The sequence below is a fragment of the Pseudomonas sp. EA_35y_Pfl2_R111 genome (genome assembly GCF_963970955.1).
Lineage (GTDB): Bacteria > Pseudomonadota > Gammaproteobacteria > Pseudomonadales > Pseudomonadaceae > Aquipseudomonas.
This window is the reverse complement of record NZ_CAXAOM010000004.1, coordinates 422113-443565: the sequence shown is the minus strand read 5'-3', so window position 1 is coordinate 443565 and position 21453 is coordinate 422113. Positions and strand designations below refer to the sequence as shown.

Sequence of the window (21453 nt, the reverse complement as noted above, 5' to 3'; positions counted from 1 at the left end):
CGCCCGTGAGCCAAGCTCTGATCGCAGCACTGCAGAACCCGGCCCTCTACCCTCATCCCGTGGAGCAGTTCCAGGTTATCGAAACCCATATTTCCTGGGTGGTGCTCACCGGCCCTTTTGCCTACAAAATCAAGAAGCCGATGAACTTCGGTTTTCTCGACTTCACCGAGCTAAGTGCCCGCGAACACTTCTGCAAGGAAGAGCTGCGCCTCAATCAGCGCCTGACCCAAGGCCTTTACCTGGACGTACTGCCGATCAGTGGCAGCGTTGATGCGCCACAACTCGGCGGTAGCGGCCCGGCCATCGAGTACGCGCTGAAAATGCGCCAATTCCCGCAAAGCCAGCTACTCAGTGACGTACAGGCACGCGGTGAATTGAGCGAGGCGCATATCGATGCCCTGGCCAAACAGATTGCCGACTTCCACGGCTCGACCCCAGTCGTCGCAACCAGCCACGCACTGTGCACACCTGAGGCAATCGTCGCGCCGATGCGGCAGAACTTCGAGCAGATCCGCCCGATGCTCAGTGACGCAGCCGACCTGCAGCAGCTGGAAGCCCTGGAAGCCTGGACCGAAGCCAACTGCGCGCGTCTTGAGCCGCTGCTGGCCGCACGCGCGGCCAATGGCTCGATCCGCGAATGCCACGGCGACATCCACCTAGGAAACGCCACCCTGCTGGATGATCAGGTGGTGCTGTTCGACTGCATCGAGTTCAACGAGCCATTCCGCCTGATCGATATCGCCTCGGACGCAGCCTTCCTCGCCATGGACCTGGAAGACCGCGGCCTCAAAGCCCACGCCTGGCGCTTCGTCAACGCCTGGCTGGAGCATACCGGTGATTACGCCGCTCTGGAGCTGCTGAATTTCTACAAGGCTTACCGCGCCCTGGTACGCGCCAAGGTCGCGCTGTTCAGCCTGGCGCATCAGACCGATGCGGTACAAAAAGCCGTGACCCTGCGCCAATACCGCAACTACGCCAACCTGGCGGAAAGCTACAGCGCCATCCCCTCCAACTTCCTGGTCATTACCCACGGTGTTTCCGCAGTGGGCAAAAGCCATGTGGCCATGCGCCTGGTCGAGGCACTGGGCGCTATTCGCCTGCGCTCCGATGTGGAGCGTAAGCGCCTGTTCGGCGAGCAGAAAAATGCCGACCTCGGCAAGCTCAGGGCCGGCATCTACACCCAGGACGCCAGCGCCGCCACTTACCAGCGCCTGCACCAGCTAGCCGAAGCGGTCCTGCATGCCGGCTTTCCGGTAGTCATCGATGCCACTTACCTCAAGCAAGCCCAGCGCGAAGCAGCCAGCCAGGTTGTCGAAGCCTGCGGCGCGCCCTTCCTGATTCTGGAATGCAGCGCCCCGGACGAGGTGATCGCCAGCTGGCTGGAACAGCGCAAGGCCGCCGGCAGCGACCCCTCCGACGCCACCATGGACGTGGTACACGCCCAGCAGGCCAGCCGCGAAGCGCTGAGTGACCATGAACTGCTGCACAGCAAGCGCGTAGACACCCACGAAAGCGCCAGCCTGGACACTCTGATCGCACGCATTCGCCAACGCCTGACGGGCCTGTAATACGCAGCACGGGCAATAGAGGTGCGGCGCGAGCAGAGCGCGCCGCGGCTTCTATACTGGCGGTGAGTCCATAAGGAGATGCACCATGAGCCAGCCCCGACAACTGGATAACCCGCTGTATATCCTGATCCGCAACGAACAAATCTCCGCTTTTAATGCGCAAAAGCCCAAAGACACAGTCGTCGATCTGAGCGACGGTGATTTTCGCGGCATAGACCTGCGCGCCCTGGATGCCCAAGGCATCAACTTCACCAATGCCTACTTTCGCGGCACGGACCTGCGCGGCCTAGACCTACGCGATGCTCAGCTCGAAGGCGCCAGCCTGGCCCACGCACAGATCTCCGGGGCCTACTTCCCCGTCGAGCTGACGGCTGACGAGATTCTTATGTCGGTAAATTTCGGCACCCGCCTGCGCTATAACACCCGTTGAGCGGCAACCCCGTCAGCCGACTGTTCGGCGCGCGAGCAGATGCCTATGCCAGCTTCCGCCCGCACTACCCAGCAAGTCTGTTTGCCTGGCTGGCTGCGCAATGCCCAGAACGCCTGCGGGCGTTGGATATTGCCTGCGGCAACGGTCAGGCCAGTAGGCCACTGCTCAAGTACTTCCAACAGGTGCTGGCCTGCGATGCGAGCCTTGAGCAATTGCAGGCAGGCGCAGGCCAGGCAGAATTGCAGCTATTCGTCGCCGAGGCGCAGACGCAACCTCTGCCCAGCCACAGCCTGGATTTGATAGTAGTAGCGCAGGCGCTGCATTGGTTCGCCACACCGGCGTTCTTTAGCGAAGTACGCCGCCTGCTTAAGCCTGGCGGGGTGTTCTGCGCCTGGTGTTACAGCCTGATGCGCATCGACGATGAGCTGGACGCGCTGATCGACGATTTTTACTGGAATACCCTCGGCGGCTATTGGCCAGCGGGCCGCGCAAGTGTCGATGCAGGCTACCGTGATATCGACAATCCCTTTGCCCCGCTTTCTCCGCCCGCCTCGGCTATTGAAAGCAGCTGGCCGCTGGAACAGCTGCTGGGCTACCTGCGCACCTGGTCTGCCGTGCAGCGCTACGAACAACAGAACGGCGCCGATCCACTGCTGCAACTGCAACCAAAGCTGCGCCAGGCATGGGGTGATGCCAAACAGCCACGTTTTGTCCGCTGGCCGCTACACTTTCTGGCAGGCACGCCAAACTGACTCCACACGCACGACTGCCCAGCAGCGCAAGGAGGCTTGATGAACGATGAACTGCAACACCTGAAGAACCTCGGCAAAACCTCGGCCCAGTGGTTACACGCAGTCGGTATCCACAGCGCCAATGACCTGCGTCGCTTGGGCGCGGTCAGTGCCTATCGAGCGGTACGCGCGCGGGGCTTCAGGGCATCCAAGGTGCTGTTGTATGCGATTGAAGGCGCACTGCTGGACGTGCACTGGAACGAACTGCCACCCGGCCATAAAGCCGAACTGAATGGCCAGCTCGATGAAAGTTCGTCGCACAACAAGAGCTAGCTCACAACCTCTCAGGCTTTTGATTTACCTGAAACGCGCTGGCAACTATTGTTTTAGGGACGTTCGTGCGGTTTAGTATGCCCAGCCAGTTCAAGGAAATTCGCTCATGTATTTACTCGGGGAGCAACCGGCTTACGCCGATCAGCTGATCAACCGACTACAAAGCATCCCCACTCAATTGCTCGACGGGCTTGCACCTGCTGGATCGCCACTACAGCTTGAACGTGCGGACGATCTGGCCAAGATGCTGCCAGGTAATCAGCTATTCATCATTGAAAATGGCCTGCTGCATGCCGTAGTCGATGAACGTCCGCTGTTTTACCTGCAGGAAGGCGATCTGGTTGGCCTGCGCCAGGGCCTGGACATGCCCAGCTGCCGTTACAGCAGCGAAGAACAGCTGAGCCTGATTCCCTACTCGCGCAGCGAAGTGTTCAAGCACATCTATGCCAGCGAACAGCGCCAGGAACTGTTTATCCAGTATCTGATCGGCCATACAGCCCTGCTTTCCGATGCCCTGGCACGCTTGAAACAGCCGGAAATTCGTCCCTCCACCGGCTTCCAGCATTTTGCTGCGGGTGAAGAGCTGATCCATCAGGGCGACGTCGCCGACAACGTATTTATCATCATCGAAGGTCATGCCGAGGCCTACGTCGACGGACACAAGGTCGGTGACGTGCAGAAGGATGAAATCTTCGGCGCCATGGCGGTGTTCACCCGCGAGAAGCGCAGCGCCACGGTGCTGGCCAGCGAGCCATGCACGGTCATGGTGATCCCGAAAGAGCAGTTCCTCAGCCTGATGCAAAGCAACCCGCGGATTGCCCACAGCCTGATCGAGAGTATGGCCAAGCGTATCGACCTACTGAACAAGGAAGTCACCCAGCTGCGCCTGCCGGCCGAAGTATCCTGAAACCCGCTTGCTGAGCAAACAACCCGACCTCGTGTCGGGTTGTTCGTTTATGGGGCGAATAAACATTCGGCAGGCTGATAAAAAGTTGGACTAAGGGTGTTGACTTGAAAATGAGAATTGTTATTATTACCGCAACTGGTCGCGAGATCAGCCGATAAGCTTAAGAGACCTTCAGTCGGCCTCTTCAGATTATCTCCTCATCAGGCTAATCACGGTTATTGACCCGGCTCTTGCCGGGTCTTTTTTTCCCTTTCGAAAAGTACGCTTACCAGCCTTTAGAAATCGACCTGCGCCAACCATTCCGGCAGATTGAAATGCTGGCTTACGCGGCAGATCTTGCCGTCGCGAATCTCGAAGAAACTCGCTGCCGTCAGCTGATAGCTCTGGCCACAGGCGTCCGGCAGGCCATCATCAGTGCTCAGGTATTCACCGCTCAGGGTGAATTCGCAGGCGGCGCGCTGCCCGCTCGGCTCGGTGAGTATCTGCAGGTTATCGATGCTTTCGCGGTAGCAGCGCTGCGTGCGCTCCAGATAGTCGGCAAAAGCTTGTACGCCCTGCTCGCGCGGGCCCTGGTTGATATCCAGCAGCACGTCAGTGCTGAGCAAGGCCAGGCAGGCGCGACTGTCGCGCTCATTGAGGGCGTTGAAATAGCGGGTAAGCAGGGCGTGGGCAGCGGCTGGCATCAGCAGTCTCCGGTGAAAACCGCAGACTACCTGCTCAGCCACAGGCAAATCGGGCTAGGGTCGCAGTTTTGCGCAGTGGTCCTGCTCAGGTTGCGCCGGGGTGAACCAGACGTAATCGGCCGACTCGGCTGCAACCTGGCTGCCGACCTCCGCCAGAATCAGCACCTGCACACCTTCAGCTGCACCTAAATCCAGCAGATGCAGCGGCACACCCAGCTCACGACGCACATGGAAGGCACCGGCAAACAGCAGACTTGGCGCCGGCGCAGCCAGCAGGGCTTCAGCCATACGCCGGTCACGCTGCTGCTGCACGGCAAGCATGGCGGGCAACTGACTTTCCGGCAGCAGGTTGCAATGCGACTCCCGAATCTGTTCAAACAGCGCCTCACGCACCGGCTGCGCCGTAGAAGCTTGGCCTTGCAGCTGCGGCACCTGGGTGTAGATCTGCATGATTTCCCGGCGCTCGAGATTGGCCGCCAGCAGCGGATAAGGCTGACGCAGAGCATGCTGCACCAGCGGCCCGTACAGCGACCAGGACCAGCCAGACTGCCAAGCCAGGGCATCGAGAATATCCTGTGGCGCCTGCCCGACAGCGATGGCAGTGCGCACCTTATCGACCTTGGCCTGCTGATCCGGCGTCAGCATTTCCAGTAGCAGGCTGCCCTGCGGGCGCTGCGCTGCCAGGGCGCGCAACAGCCAGAGCTGAAGCGCGTGGTGATCGGGATTGTCATGCCGCTCGCCCACCAGCAACTTGGGCGCTGCGGCCAAGCGCTCAAGCAACTGCGCCGGGGTGAGCTGCGCGCCAGTACGCAACTCGACAATCTGCCCGAGTTCTGGATGCTGCAAACCCTCGGGGCTTTGCCAAGTGGGCAAAGCCGGTAACGAGGCCTGGCAGGCGCTCAGCAGCGCCGCCACCAGCAGTAATGCAATACGCATAGACACAACCTTAGCGAGCAACAATTAAAGGATGACCCCGTTCTGGATGCTGCTGCACCAGCACTTCAAGACCGAACACGGCCTGCAGCGGCTCAGCACGCAGCACTTCCTCAGGGGTACCGAGCGCATGGGGCCGGCCGCGCTCCAGTAACAACAGGCGATCGCAGTAACGCGCAGCCAGGTTGAGGTCGTGGAGAATCACCAGCACCGCTGCGCCCTGTTCAACAAAGGTTCGCGTCGCCTGTAACGTGGTGTGCTGATGCAGCGGATCGAGCATTGAGGTTGGCTCGTCGAGCAGCAACATCTGCCCTTCACCGCCCGGCCAGAGCTGCGCCAGCACCCGCGCCAGGTGCACACGCTGGCGCTCGCCACCGGATAACGCCAGGTAGCTGCGCCCAGCCAGGTGCAAGGCATCGGCCGCCTCCAGCGCCTGCTTGATGATCTGTGCATCACGCACACGGCCACTGGCGTGGGGCAAACGGCCCATGCCGACCACCTCTTCCACGCGAAAGGCAAAGTTCAGCGTCGAGGTCTGCGGCAATACCGCCAGACGCTGCGCACGCTCGCTGCCGGGCCAGTCCTGCAAGCGCCGCTGATCCAGCCAGACATCGCCGTGGCTCGGCTGCAGCTCGCCACACAAAGCGCCGAGCAAGGTGCTCTTGCCGGCGCCATTGGGCCCCAGCACGCCGAGCACTTCGCCTGGACGCAGCTCTAGGTTGATATCCGCCAACACCGTGCACGGGCCACGCTGTACCGCCAGATTTTCCGCGCGCAGCATCAGGTACGCCCCCGCAGCAGCAGATAAAGGAAGAACGGCGCGCCAATTAGCGCCGTAACGATACCAATCGGTAATTCGGCCGGCGCCAGCACCAGTCGCGCCGCCAGATCCGCCAAGAGCAACAGACTGGCACCTGCCAGGGCCGAGGCTGGCAACAGCACGCGATGATCCGGCCCTACCAGCAGGCGCACCAGATGCGGCACTACCAGGCCGATAAAGCCGATCATCCCCGCCGCCGCCACAGCCGCGCCCACACCAAGTGCGGTGCAAAATACCAACTCGGCCTTGACCCGTTCCACGGCAAAGCCCAGGTGACGCGCTTCGGACTCGCCCAGCAGCAAGGCATTCAACGCCTTGGCCCGCCGCGGCAACCACAGCGCCACCGCCGCCGTCACCAGCAACAGCGGCCACAAGCGCGCGTAGCTGGCGCCATTAAGGCTGCCCAGGTTCCAGAACGTCAAAGTGCGCAAGGTGGCGTCATCGGCCAGGTAGGTGAACAGGCCGATGGCAGCACCGGCCAGTGCAGTCAGGGCGATACCGGCCAGCAGCATGGTCGCCACATTGGTTTCGCCGTCACGCCGACCCAGGCGATAGACCAGCGCTGTTACCCCAAGGCCGCCGATAAAGGCGAACAACGATAATAGGTAAGGCGCAAAGGCTTCCGGCAAGCCGCCAAGGGCCGCGCCGCCGACAATCGCAATCGACGCGCCGAGCGCCGCGCCGCTGGATACGCCGATCAGACCCGGGTCAGCCAGCGGGTTACGAAACAACCCCTGCATCGCCACCCCGCACAGCGCCAGCACCGCGCCGACCAGCAGTCCGAGCAAGGTACGCGGCAAGCGTATTTGCCCAAGTATCAGTTCCGCCTGGGCCAGATCATCACCCGGTTGTGCCAGGCCCAGCAGGCGCAATGCCGCTTTAAGGGTATCGAGCAGCGGCAGGCTGACCGGCCCCAGCGCCAGGGATAACCAGAGCGCGAGCGCCAGCAACAGGCTCAGTGCGATAAACAGTGAGCGCGGACGAATAACAGGATTCATGGCGTGGGCTTAGCTTCGGCGACCAGAGGTTGGCTGGCAGGATAAAAGGCTGCGGACAAGGCCGCCAGCCCATCCGGCAAACGCGGGCCGAGACCACCGACCAGCAGCGTAGGGTCGAGCATCAGCAAACGTTGCTTACGCGCCGCCCGGGTAGCCGCCAGAGCCGGGTTCTGCTGCAACAGCGCCTCACGCGCGGCATCACCAGAAAGACTGCGATCAGCAATGATCACCACCTCCGGATCAAGCGCCAACAAGGCTTCGGTGGACAGCGCCTTGTAACCGATATGGCTGGCCAGATTGCGCCCGCCGGCGCGCGCGATCAGCCAATCGGCCGAGGTGTCCTTACCGCCCGCCATCGGGCTACCGCCAGCATGACCGAGCAACAGCAACACACCAGGAGCCGCCTGCTGACGCTGCGCGGCCATCAGCCAGTCGGCCTGCTGCTGCAAGCGCTGTTGATAAGCCGCAAAGGCCTGATCGGCGCGCTGCGGCTCGCCTAACAAAGTGCCGATGCGTTGCAGGCTGGCTTGCAGGCTGGCCAGATCCGCCTTGGACGAGAGCATTTCCACCCGTACACCGGCACCGCGCAATTGCGCCAGCACTGGCGGCGGGCCCATTTCTTCGCTACCTATGAGCATATCCGGGCGCAGGGTCAGCATGCCTTCGGCCGCCAGCTGACGCTGATAACCGATGCTCGGCAGCGCACGCAGCGACTCTGGATGCTGGCTGGTGCTGTCCACCCCGACCAGTCGGCTTTCGCCGCCCAGCACCACCATCCACTCACTGAGCGAACCGCCAGAGCTGATCCAACGTTGCGGTAACGGCTCGGCGGCCATCAGCGAGGCACAGGACAACAGGCTCGCGCACAGGGCGAACAAAGAATTAAGGGGTTTCATGAGCACTCTCTAAGAAAACAGACGTGAACGCCGACCGTGACAAAGCCAGTGGCACGGCGCTGCAACTACAGGCGACAAACCGAATCAGGCCGGCAGAGCCACGACTTCTTCAGCCAGAGCCCGCCAGTCTTCACGTTCTGGAATGCCCGGTTTGCGCGCACCAAACAGCTGCACCACCAGCTCGCCATCGGCATCAAAAGCTTCCCAGCTGGTGATCACACCATCGCTGCTGGGCTTGCGCACACGCCACAGTTCGGTCACGCCAGTGGTCTTGAGATGCAGGTTGAACTCGGGGTCCAGCACATTGAACCAGGTGTCCATCCAACGCAGGTTCTTCACTGGCCCAGAGTGGATCTGAATACAGTGCCGATTCCCCACAAACACCATGATCGGCACTTCACGCGCGCCTGCCTGCTCCATCAGCTTCGGTAGCTCGCTGACAGGCAGCGGCTCCGCCCATTCGCGGCCGGCCAGACGTAACGCCTGGGTCCGTGTCGTGCCGTGCTTTTTCAGCAGGGCGAAAAAATGGTGAGTGTCCTTCAGCGCAGACCAGCCCACGCGCAAGGCATTGGCATCAATCACCGCATCAGGCTGGCTCGGTGTAGTGGATGGCTGGGGCTGCAGATCCAATACAACGCTTTGCTGCACCTCGGCGAAACGCTCAAGCAAAGGCTCCCAGGCGGACAACTGGCTGTCCTCCGTGAGGAACACCTTGTGCACGGCCGTACCCTGGCGATCAAACACCTGAATGCTGCGCTGAGTGCCCTTACTGGTTTGCTCTTCAATCGCAAACACACTAGCCCATCCGCCGAGGAACAGGCGCAGGTCGATATCCGCCGACACCACCAGGCCCATCTGCCCATTCGCCATCACGGTTACTTCGTGGTAATAGCCTTTGCGCTCATGCACGCAATGCTCGTTACGCGTCAGCGCCATCACATACCCCAACTCGCCCAACGCAGGCAGCAATTCCGCCCAGACGGGCCGAAGGCGCAGGGTATCGACGCCCATGCGGCTGGCGACCAACTCGGCCTCGCTGACCGCCAATTGCTCAGCAGCATCCCGCGCACGCAAGCGCGGCTGCTCGCTGCGCAGCACTTGCCACGCCAGGTAGAGGTCATTGGCCGGTAGGCCGGGGGCTTGGGTATTGATCATGAAAACTCCTTCATCACGGGCCTGCCTGAGCGACAAACAGGCCATTTAATTATTCGCGCACGACCACCCAACTGCCGTGCAAAAGCACGTACAGGAATGGGTAAAACCTTGCCATGCAGAAGGGACAGCGCTGGCTGACCTTCAAGACGAAAGCTATTTGATAATCATTTGCATATGACTGTCAATCTCATTATGGTTTGCGCCGTCGCCAACCCGAACGGTCACAGAACCCGTCCGCATGTTCTTGGAGTAGTCCCATGCCCATACGCCCTCCCTTTGCCCGCCGCCCCTGGCTTGCCCTGCTGTTACTCACCCCGTCGCTGGCGTTGGCCGAACAGCCGGCGACCCTGCCCGACACGCAGATCATCGGTAACGTGGTTGAAGAGCCTCTGCCCATCACCACCCGCACTGACGCGCAAACCTTGGATAAGCGCCAGATCCGCAACTTTGACGACCTTGGCAAACGCGCCGAACCGGGGGTGAACTACAGCCGCAGCAGTGAAAGCATCAACATTCGCGGCCTGGATCGCGACCGCGTGCTGACCACCATCGACGGCATCCGCGTGCCATGGATGACTGACGGCGCGCGCAGCCAGGGCCCAACGGGGGGTGCCCAGGGCGGCTTGGACTCAATTGATTTCAACGGTTTGTCCTCGGTGGACATCGTGCGGGGCGCTAACTCAAGCGTGGTTGGCTCCGGCGCGCTGGGGGGCGCAGTTGAGCTGTACACCCTCAATCCAGAGGATCTGCTGCGCGTGGGCAAAGACTTCGGCACCTTGATCAAAACCGACTACGACAGCGCCGACCACAGCTGGGGCCTGAATGGCGCGCTAGCGGGTCGCTACCAAGACACCGCCTGGCTGCTCCAAGCTGGTCAGCGCCAAGGTCATGAATTGGAAAGCCGCGGTCGCGACAACAGCTACGGCCCCTCACGCACCGAGGCCAACCCGGCCGACACTGAACAGCAGAGCCTGCTGATCAAGCTGCAGCAACGCTTCGACGGTGGCCACAAGCTCGGTCTCACCGGCGAACTCTTCGAGCGCGAAAACGCCATCGACAGCCGCACCGGCCAAGGCAGCAACTACCTGATCGGCGAGAACGGCACCGATGAACACGTCAAACGCCAGCGCCTGTCCGTGGATTACGCCTTCCGCGCAGAAGACGACAACAGCCTGATTGACAGCGCCAACGCCATTGCCTACTGGCAGAAGCTGCGCCGGCATGACGACCAGAGTGGCATCCGCACCGTCACCGACGCCCGCGCAGCGATACCGGACTTCGTCTTCGGTCCCAGCGGTAACCCGTACAAGTTTCCCAGCGGCGCCTTTGGTCGCGACAATCAGATCGAGAAGGAGCTGTACGGGGTGTCCGGCGATATCGGCAAGACCTTCGAGATTGCCGGCCTGCCTAACGCACTGACCCTCGGTGGTGAGCTGTATCAGGTCAATACCGAACAGGTGTCCGAGGGTTACGACAACTGCCCCGCCGTGCTTAACGAACTGATGGGCCCCAGCGCCTGCAGCTTCCTGCACACCAACCAGGCCGACATGCCCAAGGCTGAAGGCACCCTGTGGGCGCTGTATGCCACTAACGAGATCAGCTTCGCCGACGGCCTGGTCAAGCTGACTCCCGGCCTGCGCTACGACCACTACGAGCAGAACCCACAGTCCACCAGCGACTTCGCCAACAACATCAACCCGGCCAATCAGCAAACCCTGGAGACCAGCAGCGACCACAAACTCTCCGGCAGCTTGCTGGCAACCTGGCAGATAGCCGAAGAAACCATGCTGTATGCCCAATGGGCGCATGGCTTCAAGGCTCCGGACGCCACCCAGCTGTACATGAACTACGGCGCCGAGAGCAGCTACTTGCGCCTGGGCAACGCCGGTCTAAAACCCGAAGAAAGCAGCGGTTATGAAATCGGCGCACAACTGGGTAACGACAAGCTCGGCGGTTCGATCAGCCTGTTCGACAACCACTACAAGAACTTTATCGACGACGATGTGCCGATCACCGATGCCGCCACCCTGGCCGCCATTGGTCTCGACCTCGCGGACTACCCGCTGGGCGTAAGCCGCACCGAGAACCGTGCCAAAGTGCAAATCTACGGTGCCGAACTGGCCGCCCATTGGGAATTCGTGCCGCACTGGAAGGTCTGGGGTTCGCTGGCCTGGACTGATGGTCAAGATCGCGAAACCAATCAGCACCTCAGCTCGGTGGCACCGCTCAGCGGCCTGGTCGGCCTGAGCTACGAGCGCGACCACTATGGCGCCGACCTGATGCTGCGAGCAGCTGCCACGCGTGACAAGGTGGAGAGCGACGGCGACTTCGAGGCGCCCGGCTACGGCGTGGTCGACCTCACCGGTTACTGGCAACCCACCGAACTGCAAGGCGTGAAGTTGCAGGCTGGCCTGTTCAACGCCTTCGACAAGAAGTACTGGAACGCCCTAAACGTGCCGACCGGCAATCTGGTGCAACCCGACGACTACTACAGCGAAGTCGGACGTAACGTCCGCCTCTCTGTCTCCTGGCAATACTGAGTTCCACTTGGCGCACGGATGCGCCCTCCTCTTTCACTTCCTCGCCAGCGCGGCATAATGCCGGCCTGTCGTGGAGATCACTATGTTGCGTTTATGTGCGTCGGATGAACTGGCCGAGGGCCAAAGCCGGGGCTTTGAGGTTGCTGGCAAGAAGCTGTTTGCCGTACGCAAGGACGGCCAGCTGTATGCCTACCGTAATAGCTGCCCGCACCGTGGCATTCCGCTGGAATGGCTGCCCGACCAGTTTCTCGACGCCAGCGCCAGCCTGATTCAGTGCGCCACCCACGGCGCACTTTTTCTCATTGAATCCGGCGAATGCGTCGCCGGTCCCTGCGCTGGGCAAGCGCTGCAAGAGCTTGCCATACGCGAGGATGATCAGGGCATCTGGGTCGATCTGGGCGAACGGTTGGGATAAGCCTTTGTAGGGGTGGGTTGAGCACAGCGATACCCATCCTACGAGTTAGAGACCGGCAGCCTGCAGGCGATGCGCATGCTCGACAAACAGTTTCACAGGCTCGGCGCCCTTACCGACCAGACCGAAGGTCTGATTGATGATGTCGAAGTGATCCAGCGGATACTGATCACCAATCACCGTGCCCAGATGCGAGCTGTAGCGCCCGACCATACCATCGCACTGCCCCACCTCGCGCTGAAAGGTTTTGGCAAACATCCGGCAGGCGACATTCGGCCCGTCGAAGCGGTTACCGCCTTTATCGGTGATCCCCGGCTGAATGGTGCCGGACCAGGAGTAGTAGCGCACACCATTGACCTCGGCCGCACCCTCACCGCCCCAGACTTCCGGCAAGCCCTGCGGATATTGGGCATTGAAGGCCGCCACGCCTTCGCTGGTCAGCGATTTCTGCGCAGCGTCCACATCCATCGGCAGGGGCTCGCCTTTGTAACCACGCTCCAGCCAGGCCATGCAACGCGCCACACCACGCAACAGCCGCGCCAACAAACGCTCGCGCCAGCTGCCGTGCGGGGCTTTGCGCTTGAGAAAATCCGCCAGTTCCGAGCCATGGTTAGGCCCTGCCACCGAGGTAACGGACGCTACCCACTCGGGTTTTAGCGCAGCTGCATAGCGCGCCGTCAGGGCTCCCTGGCTGTGGCCGATCAAGTGGACCTTTTCGGCGCCGGTCTGCTGCATCACATCGGCGATGCGCAGTAGCAGTTGCTCGCCGCGCACCTCGGTGGAATGCACCGAAGACACCAGCACCGGGAAGACTTTTGCACCGATGCGGCGCAGCGCCGTGACGATGCCGTACCAGTAGGGGTAACCGAGCAGACTGACAAAGCCGAGTAAACCAGGCACCAGGACCAGGGGATAACGGGGAGCAGAAGATGTCGACATAGCAAACCATCCTTGTGTCATACCGCCGAGAAAGAAAGTGCTGAACCACGAAGCATGCCAATGCAGCTCGTGGGCAAAGTGCGCTGCCTGACATATAGTCCTGGCTCCTCTTTGCGCTGCCATGACCATGCATACCATCGAACGGATTTACCCGAAGGATCTCAACCCGCAGAACCCAGACGACCAAGCCAGCCTGCACATTCACATGCAGCGCTATGAGTTCGCCGCCAAGCACCTCAGCGGCCAGCGCGTGCTGGATATGGCCTGCGGCTGTGGTTATGGCACGGCGCTGCTGGCCGAGCGCAACCCAGACAAGCAGATCACTGGGGTGGACATTGACCCTGCGGCCATCGCCTACGCTCGCGAGCATTACCAGCTGGCCAACCTGCGTTACGAATGCGCCGATGCCGAACAGTTCAACAGCGACCAAGGCTTCGATTGCATCGTCAGCCTGGAAACCATCGAGCATCTGCCGCGCCCACAGGTGCTGCTGGCCAACTATGCGCGTTTATTGGCTGAAGGCGGCAAGGTTATCGCCTCGGTGCCGATCACCCCAACCCTGGACGGCAACCCGCACCACCTGCACGATTTCAGCAAACGCAGCTTTTATGCACTGTTCCGCCAGCAGGGGCTGCATGCCTGCCAGCATTTGGAACAGATTCAGTGGTGGCAGTTCAAAGGTTTGTTTTCGAAACAGGCCGATCAGCACAAGCAGCACCGCTCCGAAGGGGTTGGCAATGCTGTGCTGCTGTATTACCGCAAACGCCCGCTGTACCTGTTCAGCCGCCTGTATTCGATGCTGCGCTACGGCTTCAGCAACCGCTATCTGACCTGCGTGTTTACCAAACCCATGTAGGGTGGATGACGCTTCACCCATCCACCAACGGCAATGGTGGATGGTGGATGAAAACAGCGTCATCCACCCTACGGAGCTTGGGTCGCGCAGTTAAGCGCCAGCCGGCATAGCCTCGACCGGACGCCGGCGGTAGATCCAGATCCGCTTAAGCACCGTGGCGAATTGGCTCCACAAGCTGCCGTTGTTATAGACCTGGCCGTAACGCTCGGCGATCCCGCGTACTTCCACGGCCAACGCCGCATAACGCCGCGCCGGCAGATCGGGGAACAGGTGGTGTTCGATCTGGTGGCTGAGGTTGCCGGTGAGGATATGGAACAGCGGTCCGCCGTTGAGGTTGCTGGACCCGCGTAGCTGACGCAGGTACCAGTGGCCACGGCTCTCACCGACCACCGACTCCTTGCTGAACACCGCCGCCTGCTCGGTAAAGTGACCGCAGAAGATCACCGCGAAGGTCCACAGATTGCGGATCAGGTTGGCCAACACATTACCGGCCAACACCGCCACGGCATTGGCCCCGATCAGCAGCGCCAGCAACGGGAAGAACAGGTAATCCTTGCCCCACTGACGCAGAATCTTGGCGTTGAACTGCTTGATCAGCGGGCGCACCTCGTCCTTGCTCAACCGGCCCTTGTAGAGCTTATCCAGACGCAGATGCTGCACCGCGATCGAGTACTGGAACAGCACCGCCTGAATCGTCACCCACAGCGGCTGCCAGCGATAGAACGGCTTCCAGCGCTGCTCGGGAAACAGCCGCACCACGCCATAACCGACGTCATCGTCCATGCCCAGCACATTGGTCCAGGTGTGGTGCACATGGTTGTGGGTGTGCCGCCAGAAATCACTGGGTCCGGCGATATCCCACTCATAGCTGCGCCCGGCAAATTCAGGGTCATTCATCCAGTCGTACTGGCCGTGCATGACGTTATGGCCCAGCTCCATATTCTCCAGAATCTTGCCCAGGCCCAGCAGCAGCGTGCCGAGCAGCCAGGTCGGCGGAAACCAACCGAGCATCAGCAGGCCGCGCCCGCCCCAGCAACAGAAGCGCACCGCCACGCGAATCCGGCGGATATAGCGCGCATCCGCCTCGCCCAGATCGGCCAGGGTGCGTTGGCGCAGGGCGTCCAGCTCGTTGCCGAAGGCGTTCATTTCATCCATGGAAAGTTCGCGATCACGACGCATGGGGATTCCCTCGCAAGTTAAAGATCAATCTCGACATCGGTGTGCGGCGCGCTAACGCATAGGCGGATCGGCTGACCCGGCTCGCTGAACAACACCCCGCTGCGCAAATCGCGCACCGTGCCGCTCAGCAAGGTGCAGGTGCAGCTGGCGCAGATACCCTGGCGACAGCCATGCACCGGCTGCAGGCCATGGGCCTCGGCCTGCTCCAGCAGGCTGTGCTGATTATTGGCAGTCACCTGCTGGTGGCTGCGGGCAAACCCCAGGCGCACCTGGCGCAGGCTGACGTCGGCGCGCATTACGGGCGCAGTGAAGGCCTCGACCTGCAGCGCGCCAGGCAATTTGGCGGCCTGCCACCACTGCTGCACCTGGGCAACAAACCCCGCCGGGCCGCAGGCCAGCACACGGCGCTGGTCCAACTGCGTAACCTCGGCCAGATGCTCGACAGCAAAACGCCCAGCCAACCCTTCCGGATCAGATCCGCCGGTGGTCAGTGACCAACACACCTGCAGATTGCTGTGCTGCGCCTGCAGGGCCTGCAACTCGGCGACAAAACTGCGCTGGCCCTGCTCGCGGACGTAATGCAGCAGCGTGATCGGCGCACTGAAACCCTGAGCCAGCGCAGCGCGCAGCATGCCCAGCAGCGGCGTGATGCCACTGCCAGCGGCGAGCAGCAACACGCCCTGTTGCGCCTCGGGCCAGCTCAGCTCGCCATACACCGGGCCCAGCTCCAGCACATCGCCCACTGCCAGATGCTCCAGCAGGTAGGGCGAAACGCGTCCAGCGGCCTGATGCTTGATCGCGATCTGCAGGCGACCTTTCGCTTGCACCGCAGTCAGGCTGTAACTGCGGCTCAGGCGTACGCCATCACGTTCGAGATACAGCTGCAGATGCTGGCCCGGCTGCGCGCCGCGCCAGTTGCCGTTGGCCTGCAGAGTCAATTCGAGCATGTCCTCGGCAACCCACTGACGCTGGGTCACCCGGGCAAATGCGCGATTCAGCCGCAGCGCCGGATGCAATAACGCCAGCCCCGCGTCGACATCACTTTCTCGCAACCAGCCATGAGCGACCAGCACGCGCAACGGGTACAGCAGGCTTACAAGCCCGCGTACCCAAGCAAAAGGAAGAAGGGCCATGGCAAGACTCCAGTGAACAATTGTTCACTAGACTGGCAGAGCATGTTTATTCAGTCAACACTCGTTCACTCAAATTCGGATAAGCAACCGCGGTTCGACGTAAACAACGGCCATTTGTTAGAGTGCGGCGCTGATTTCGCAATGCAGAGCCATGCCCGTTTGAAACCACTACAACCGCGCGCCGAACAAAAACTGCAAACCCGCCACGCCTTAATGGACGCCGCGCGCAGCCTGATGGACAGCGGCCGTGGTTTTGGCAGCCTGAGCCTGCGCGAGGTGGCGCGCTGCGCCGGCATCGTGCCGACCGGCTTCTACCGGCATTTCGAGGATATGGACGCGCTGGGCCTGGCGCTGATCGCCGAAGTCGGCGAGACCTTCCGCGAAACCATTCGCCAGGTACGTCATCACGAGTTCGAAGTGGGCGGCGTGATCGACGCCTCGGTGCGCATCTTCCTCGACGCCGTGGCGGCCAACCGCTCGCAATTTCTGTTTCTCGCCCGCGAGCAGTACGGCGGCTCGCTGCTGGTGCGCCAGGCCGTGGGCGCGCTGCGCGAACGTATCACTGCCGACCTGGTGGCGGATCTGGCGGCCATGCCGAAACTGCAGCACTTCGACGCCCCAGCGCAGAACGTGATCGCCGACCTGGTGGTAAAAACCGTATTCGCCACCCTGCCCGAGCTGATCGACCCACCCGCAGCGCCCCTGCCGATGCACGCCTCGCCCGAGGTGAAGATGATCGAGCAGCTGCGCTTTATCTTTATCGGTGCCAAGCATTGGCAGGGTCTCGGCCAGACCCGCGACTAGCCGCACCAAAATCGAGCATTAAACCAGCGCGCGCACCAAACCCAACCCCATCTCGCTCCAATTTCAGCCACACCAACACCCACGCGGCCCGCCCTGCGTGGCGCAACGGCAGCTTGGCAAGGCCCTTGCTCTGTAACCGGCATTGACCTGCCGGAAACTGCCCCATGTTGGTGATCCACCGCCGTATTGCCGCCCAGCCGCACTGGGACGCCGAACTCGAACTGAGCTTCGAGGCACGCAGCAAAAGCCGCCTGCGCTGTTTCAGCCGCACGGGTGAGGATGTCGGCCTGTTCCTCGAACGCGGCCAACCCGCCTTGCAAGACGGCGAATGCCTGCAAGCCGAAGACGGCCGTATCGTCCGCGTGGTCGCCCGCGCCGAGCCGCTGCTGCACGTCACCTGCGCCAACCCTTTCGAACTGATGCGCGCCGCCTATCACCTGGGCAATCGCCATGTCGCCCTGCAACTCGGCGATGGCTGGCTGCGCCTGCCGGATGACTATGTGCTCAAGGCCATGCTCGAACAGCTTGGCGCGACGGTGCAGTTGATCGAAGCGCCCTACCAGCCCGAACAAGGTGCCTACGGCGGCGGCCATCACCACTCGCATGCCGGCGATGCCGAATTCAGCTACGCCCCGCGTCTGCATCAGTTTGGTGCGCGCAAGTGAATAAAGCCTGGCAGCTCCTCCGGCTCGCCAGCCCCCAATTACCTATTGGCGGCTACAGCTATTCCCAGGGCCTGGAAATGGCCGTGGAACAGGGCCTTGTCGATAACGCAGAAAGCGCCGAACGCTGGATTGCCGATCAGCTGCTGCTGAATCTCGCGCGCTTTGAAGCACCTTTGCTGCTCGCCCATTGCAGAGCCGCCGCGAGCGAGGACTGGGCGCAGCTGCGCAGCTTGGCCGAACAACAACGCGCCAGCCGCGAAACCCGCGAGCTGCGCCTGGAAAGCCGGCAGATGGGTTACTCCCTGCAGCAGCTGCTCAGTGGCCTGCCGGAGCTGGATCAGCCGGCGCAGCAGCTGTTTAGTGAGCTGGACGAACCCGGCCTGGCCGTCGGCTGGGCGCTGGCGGCGCGTGCCTGGCAGATCGCGCCAGAGGATGCCCTCGCTGCATGGCTCTGGGGCTGGCTGGAAAACCAGCTGGCGGTGCTGATGAAAACCCTGCCGCTGGGCCAGCAAGCCGCCCAGCGCCTGACCTCGCAACTGCTGCCGCTGCTCGATCAGGCGCAGCGCCAGGCCAGTGAACTGCAACCACAACACTGGGGCAGCGCCGCGTTCGGCCTGGCCCTGGCGAGCATGGCGCATGAGCGCCAGTACAGCCGGCTATTCAGGTCATAACAAATAAACCTGTAGGAACTAGGCGTCGCCCCCGCTCCTACGCGAACGAACTCAGTCGCCCATGGCAATAGCCTCGGCCGACACTCAAGTGAAGATGGGAGTGAGACAACGCTATGAACAGCCAACCCCTGCGTATCGGCATCGGTGGCCCGGTCGGCTCCGGCAAGACCGCACTGACTCTGGCCCTGTGCCTGGCCCTTCGCGAGCGCTACAACCTGGCGGTGGTGACCAACGATATCTACACCCAGGAAGACGCGCAGTTTCTGGTGCGCAACGAAGCCCTGGCGCCGGAGCGGATCATCGGTGTGGAAACCGGCGGCTGCCCGCACACGGCGATTCGTGAAGACGCCTCGATCAACCTGGAAGCGGTCGACCAGCTCAACCGACGCTTTCCGGGGCTGGACCTGATCATCGTCGAGTCCGGCGGTGACAACCTCTCGGCCACCTTCAGCCCTGAGCTGTCGGACCTGACCATCTACGTGATCGACGTGTCGGCCGGCGACAAGCTGCCGCGCAAAGGCGGCCCGGGCATCTGCAAGTCCGACCTGCTGGTGATCAATAAGGTCGACTTGGCTCCACTGGTCGGCGCCTCGCTGGAAGTGATGGAGCGCGACACCCTGAAGATGCGTGGCGACAAGCCGTTTGTGTTCAGCAACCAGAAGATCGGCCAGGGTCTTGAGCAGATCATCGCCTTTATAGAACGACACGGCATGCTCACCGCAGCGTGATTACGCCTCACATTCAGTCAAGGAGATACCCCATGAACCTGCGCAAAACCCTGTTCGCCATTGCCCTGTTTCTTAGCCCTGCGGTGGCCTTCGCCCATGCCGGCCACGACCACTCGGGGTTGATGGCCGGCATGGCGCACCCGGTATTCGGCCTCGACCACCTGCTGGCGATGCTCGCCGTCGGCCTGTGGGCCGCGCAGCAATCCGGCGCGGCGCGCTGGGCGCTGCCGCTGACCTTTGTCGGCACCATGCTGGTCGGCGGCCTGCTCGGCTTTAACGGCCTGCAGATTCCACTGATGGAAACCGGTATCGCTGCCTCGGTGCTGGCTTTCGGTCTGCTGGTCGCTGTGGCCATTCGCCTACCAATGGTGATATCCATCGCCCTCACAGCGCTGTTCGCCCTGACTCACGGCGTCGCCCACGGCCTGGAGCTGCCGGAGCTGGCCAGCCCCTGGGGCTATGCCGCAGGTTTCGTAGTCGCCACTGCAGCCCTGCACGCCAGTGGTTACGCGTTGGTGCGTCTACTGCCCCAGGCCGCTGCACCGGTGGTGCGCGTACTCGGCGCCGCCTCGGCAGTAACCGGCGCCTGGCTGCTGGCAGGCTGAGTTGCTGGCTCGGGTGGACGGCCAACGTCCACCCACATCCGCCATACCAACCGCCCCTGACCGCAAAGGTCGCTAGGCTGGCGCATTTCGCCTCTCGCTCAGCCGCCATGGCTTTGTCATAGTCGAGGCGTATTAAACCCCCTCCCCCATTGACTGCCCTGGACCCTGACCATGCTGCGCGTCGCCCGCTTTCTCTCTGCTCCACTGCTGTTGCTTGCCATCGCCCTCGGCGTACTGGTCATGACCAGCAAACCCGCGCAACCGGCAGCGGTACTCAGCAGCTTTGCCGAACAACCTTTGGTTATCGCCCACCGCGGCGGCAAAGGCCTGTGGCCGGAGAACAGCCTGTTTGCCTTCCAGCGCGCCAGCGCCCTGGGCGTGGACATGCTGGAGATGGATCTGCACCTGTCCAGTGATGGTGAGCTGGTGGTCATCCACGACAGCACCCTGGAGCGCACCACCAACGGTGAAGGCCCAGTTGCCGCGCTCAGCCTGGAACAGCTGCAAGCGCTGGATGCCGGTTACCGCTGGAGCGCCGATGGCGGCCAAAGCTACCCCTACCGTGGCCAGGGCATTCGCATCCCACGCTTTGCCGAGGTACTCGACGGCTTTCCCGACACCCCCAAGGTGATTGAAATCAAGGTGCCGGATGTCGGCATGGAAGCGCTGCTGTGTGATGCCCTGGAGGCGTACCAGCAACGCGACCTAGTGATTGTCGGCAGCTTCTATGACCGCAGCCTGCAGTTGTTCCGCGAACAGTGCCCTGGCGTTGCCACCTCCGCCGGGCCGGGCTCGGTACGCCTGTTGGTGGCGCTCAACTGGGTCGGCTTGGGCAGCCTGCTGTCGCCGTCCTATCAGGCGCTGCAGATTCCCGAAACCCACGGCGGCCTACCAGTCGCCAGCCCCGGCTTGCTTAAGACCGCTGCGCAACGCGGGTTGAACGTGCAGCTGTGGACCATCAATGAACAGCCGGACATGCGCCGCCTGCTCGACCAGGGCGCCCATGCGCTGATCACCGACTACCCGGACCGCGCCCTGCAGGTGCTCGGACGCTCGACGCAGATCAGCGCCCTCGAAGACTAAACGCCCCACTCTGTATAAAAAACAACCTACCGCGTTCAGACCACGCATGCTGTGGCCTGAACGCAAGCGTACGCAGCTTATCCACAGATCGCTCCACAGCAACCTGGGATAAGTTATCCACCGTGCGCCGCAGCACTGCGGCAAACCCTTGAAATAGCGCGATTATTGCTTGACTCGGCAGAGCGTAAATGACGTATTTCGAGACCTCGGCAAGCTGCTCAAAAAGCGATCAAATCGCGCAAAACCAGGCCTTATAAGCCTCACAGCCAGGCATACCAGAGTTATCAACAGCTCTACCCACAGTAGTCGTGGACAACTTTAGCGCTACCCCATAACACCCTGAATAACCAGGCTAACCTGTTGTTTCTACAATCAATAACGGGC

23 protein-coding genes are annotated in these 21453 nt (G+C 61.8%); 14 read left to right on the top strand and 9 right to left on the bottom strand.

Features of this window, described 5'->3' with window-relative positions; genetic code table 11:
- Positions 1-5: 5 nt before the first annotated feature.
- From AACY25_RS17555 to AACY25_RS17535, 5 genes are all read left to right on the top strand, one after another.
- Positions 6-1568 (top strand): bifunctional aminoglycoside phosphotransferase/ATP-binding protein, encoded by a 1563-nt coding sequence (locus AACY25_RS17555; RefSeq protein WP_339526264.1) that lies wholly within the window; start codon positions 6-8, stop codon positions 1566-1568.
- A gap of 85 nt (positions 1569-1653) precedes the next feature.
- Complete coding sequence (locus tag AACY25_RS17550) at positions 1654-1998, top strand: pentapeptide repeat-containing protein (protein WP_339526263.1); 345 nt, start codon at positions 1654-1656, stop codon at positions 1996-1998.
- A complete protein-coding gene (locus tag AACY25_RS17545) occupies positions 1995-2750 on the top strand; it encodes a class I SAM-dependent methyltransferase (RefSeq protein ID WP_339526261.1) in 756 nt (251 codons plus the stop codon). Before AACY25_RS17550 ends, AACY25_RS17545 begins: the two co-directional genes overlap by 4 nt.
- Before the next feature lie 39 nt (positions 2751-2789).
- Complete coding sequence (locus AACY25_RS17540) at positions 2790-3062, top strand: TfoX/Sxy family protein (RefSeq protein WP_339526259.1); 273 nt, start codon at positions 2790-2792, stop codon at positions 3060-3062.
- Positions 3063-3168: 106 nt separating this feature from the next.
- On the top strand, positions 3169-3969 hold the full coding sequence (locus AACY25_RS17535; protein ID WP_339526258.1) for a Crp/Fnr family transcriptional regulator: 801 nt from the start codon (positions 3169-3171) through the stop codon (positions 3967-3969).
- A 275-nt stretch (positions 3970-4244) separates the two neighbouring features.
- Here the strand turns inward: AACY25_RS17535 and AACY25_RS17530 are convergent, their stop codons facing one another.
- The 6 genes from AACY25_RS17530 to AACY25_RS17505 form a co-directional block, all read right to left on the bottom strand.
- Positions 4245-4652 carry a nuclear transport factor 2 family protein gene (locus AACY25_RS17530; protein ID WP_339526257.1) on the bottom strand — a complete coding sequence of 136 codons (408 nt, stop codon included), beginning with the start codon at positions 4650-4652 and terminating at the stop codon, positions 4245-4247.
- A gap of 54 nt (positions 4653-4706) precedes the next feature.
- Positions 4707-5588 (bottom strand): ChaN family lipoprotein, encoded by an 882-nt coding sequence (locus AACY25_RS17525; RefSeq protein WP_339526256.1) that lies wholly within the window; start codon positions 5586-5588, stop codon positions 4707-4709.
- Positions 5589-5598: 10 nt separating this feature from the next.
- Complete coding sequence (locus AACY25_RS17520; RefSeq protein ID WP_339526254.1) at positions 5599-6366, bottom strand: heme ABC transporter ATP-binding protein; 768 nt, start codon at positions 6364-6366, stop codon at positions 5599-5601.
- A complete protein-coding gene (locus AACY25_RS17515; RefSeq protein ID WP_339526252.1) occupies positions 6366-7403 on the bottom strand; it encodes a FecCD family ABC transporter permease in 1038 nt (345 codons plus the stop codon). Before AACY25_RS17515 ends, AACY25_RS17520 begins: the two co-directional genes overlap by 1 nt.
- Entirely contained in the window at positions 7400-8299 is a 900-nt protein-coding gene (locus AACY25_RS17510) for a heme/hemin ABC transporter substrate-binding protein (RefSeq protein ID WP_445262162.1), read from the bottom strand. Before AACY25_RS17510 ends, AACY25_RS17515 begins: the two co-directional genes overlap by 4 nt.
- 84 nt (positions 8300-8383) lie before the next feature.
- A complete protein-coding gene (locus AACY25_RS17505; RefSeq protein WP_339526250.1) occupies positions 8384-9454 on the bottom strand; it encodes a hemin-degrading factor in 1071 nt (356 codons plus the stop codon).
- 257 nt (positions 9455-9711) lie between these two features.
- Here AACY25_RS17505 and AACY25_RS17500 point away from each other — a divergent pair, with 257 nt between their 5' ends.
- Positions 9712-11994 carry a TonB-dependent hemoglobin/transferrin/lactoferrin family receptor gene (locus AACY25_RS17500; RefSeq protein ID WP_339526248.1) on the top strand — a complete coding sequence of 761 codons (2283 nt, stop codon included), beginning with the start codon at positions 9712-9714 and terminating at the stop codon, positions 11992-11994.
- Positions 11995-12076: 82 nt separating this feature from the next.
- On the top strand, positions 12077-12409 hold the full coding sequence (locus AACY25_RS17495) for a Rieske (2Fe-2S) protein (protein WP_339526246.1): 333 nt from the start codon (positions 12077-12079) through the stop codon (positions 12407-12409).
- Between the two features lie 45 nt (positions 12410-12454).
- On the opposite strand, the gene AACY25_RS17490 is transcribed toward AACY25_RS17495, so the two are convergent.
- Complete coding sequence (locus AACY25_RS17490) at positions 12455-13345, bottom strand: esterase/lipase family protein (RefSeq protein ID WP_339526244.1); 891 nt, start codon at positions 13343-13345, stop codon at positions 12455-12457.
- Positions 13346-13466: 121 nt separating this feature from the next.
- Here AACY25_RS17490 and AACY25_RS17485 point away from each other — a divergent pair, with 121 nt between their 5' ends.
- On the top strand, positions 13467-14201 hold the full coding sequence (locus AACY25_RS17485) for a class I SAM-dependent methyltransferase (protein ID WP_339526242.1): 735 nt from the start codon (positions 13467-13469) through the stop codon (positions 14199-14201).
- 90 nt (positions 14202-14291) lie between these two features.
- On the opposite strand, the gene AACY25_RS17480 is transcribed toward AACY25_RS17485, so the two are convergent.
- Complete coding sequence (locus AACY25_RS17480) at positions 14292-15380, bottom strand: fatty acid desaturase family protein (RefSeq protein ID WP_339526241.1); 1089 nt, start codon at positions 15378-15380, stop codon at positions 14292-14294.
- Positions 15381-15397: 17 nt separating this feature from the next.
- A complete protein-coding gene (locus AACY25_RS17475; protein WP_339526240.1) occupies positions 15398-16513 on the bottom strand; it encodes a ferredoxin reductase in 1116 nt (371 codons plus the stop codon).
- A gap of 141 nt (positions 16514-16654) precedes the next feature.
- On the opposite strand from AACY25_RS17475, the gene AACY25_RS17470 reads away from it, so the two are divergent.
- The 6 genes from AACY25_RS17470 to AACY25_RS17445 all read left to right on the top strand — a co-directional run bounded on the left by AACY25_RS17470 (position 16655) and on the right by AACY25_RS17445 (position 21069).
- Positions 16655-17317: a TetR family transcriptional regulator gene (locus AACY25_RS17470; RefSeq protein ID WP_269383389.1), complete on the top strand. Its 663-nt coding sequence runs from the start codon at positions 16655-16657 to the stop codon at positions 17315-17317.
- 164 nt (positions 17318-17481) lie between these two features.
- Positions 17482-17982: an urease accessory protein UreE gene (gene ureE / locus AACY25_RS17465; protein ID WP_339526236.1), complete on the top strand. Its 501-nt coding sequence runs from the start codon at positions 17482-17484 to the stop codon at positions 17980-17982.
- Positions 17979-18653, top strand: a complete 675-nt coding sequence (locus AACY25_RS17460; protein WP_339526234.1) for an urease accessory protein UreF — start codon at positions 17979-17981, stop codon at positions 18651-18653. The genes ureE and AACY25_RS17460 overlap by 4 nt, the downstream gene beginning before the upstream one ends.
- A 113-nt stretch (positions 18654-18766) precedes the next feature.
- Positions 18767-19381 carry an urease accessory protein UreG gene (gene ureG, locus AACY25_RS17455; RefSeq protein ID WP_296222197.1) on the top strand — a complete coding sequence of 205 codons (615 nt, stop codon included), beginning with the start codon at positions 18767-18769 and terminating at the stop codon, positions 19379-19381.
- A 32-nt stretch (positions 19382-19413) separates the two neighbouring features.
- The gene (locus tag AACY25_RS17450) at positions 19414-19986 is read left to right on the top strand and encodes a HupE/UreJ family protein (RefSeq protein ID WP_339526230.1); all 573 of its coding nucleotides are present in this window, start codon (positions 19414-19416) and stop codon (positions 19984-19986) included.
- A 171-nt stretch (positions 19987-20157) separates the two neighbouring features.
- Positions 20158-21069, top strand: a complete 912-nt coding sequence (locus tag AACY25_RS17445; RefSeq protein ID WP_339526228.1) for a glycerophosphodiester phosphodiesterase — start codon at positions 20158-20160, stop codon at positions 21067-21069.
- Positions 21070-21453: the final 384 nt, after the last annotated feature.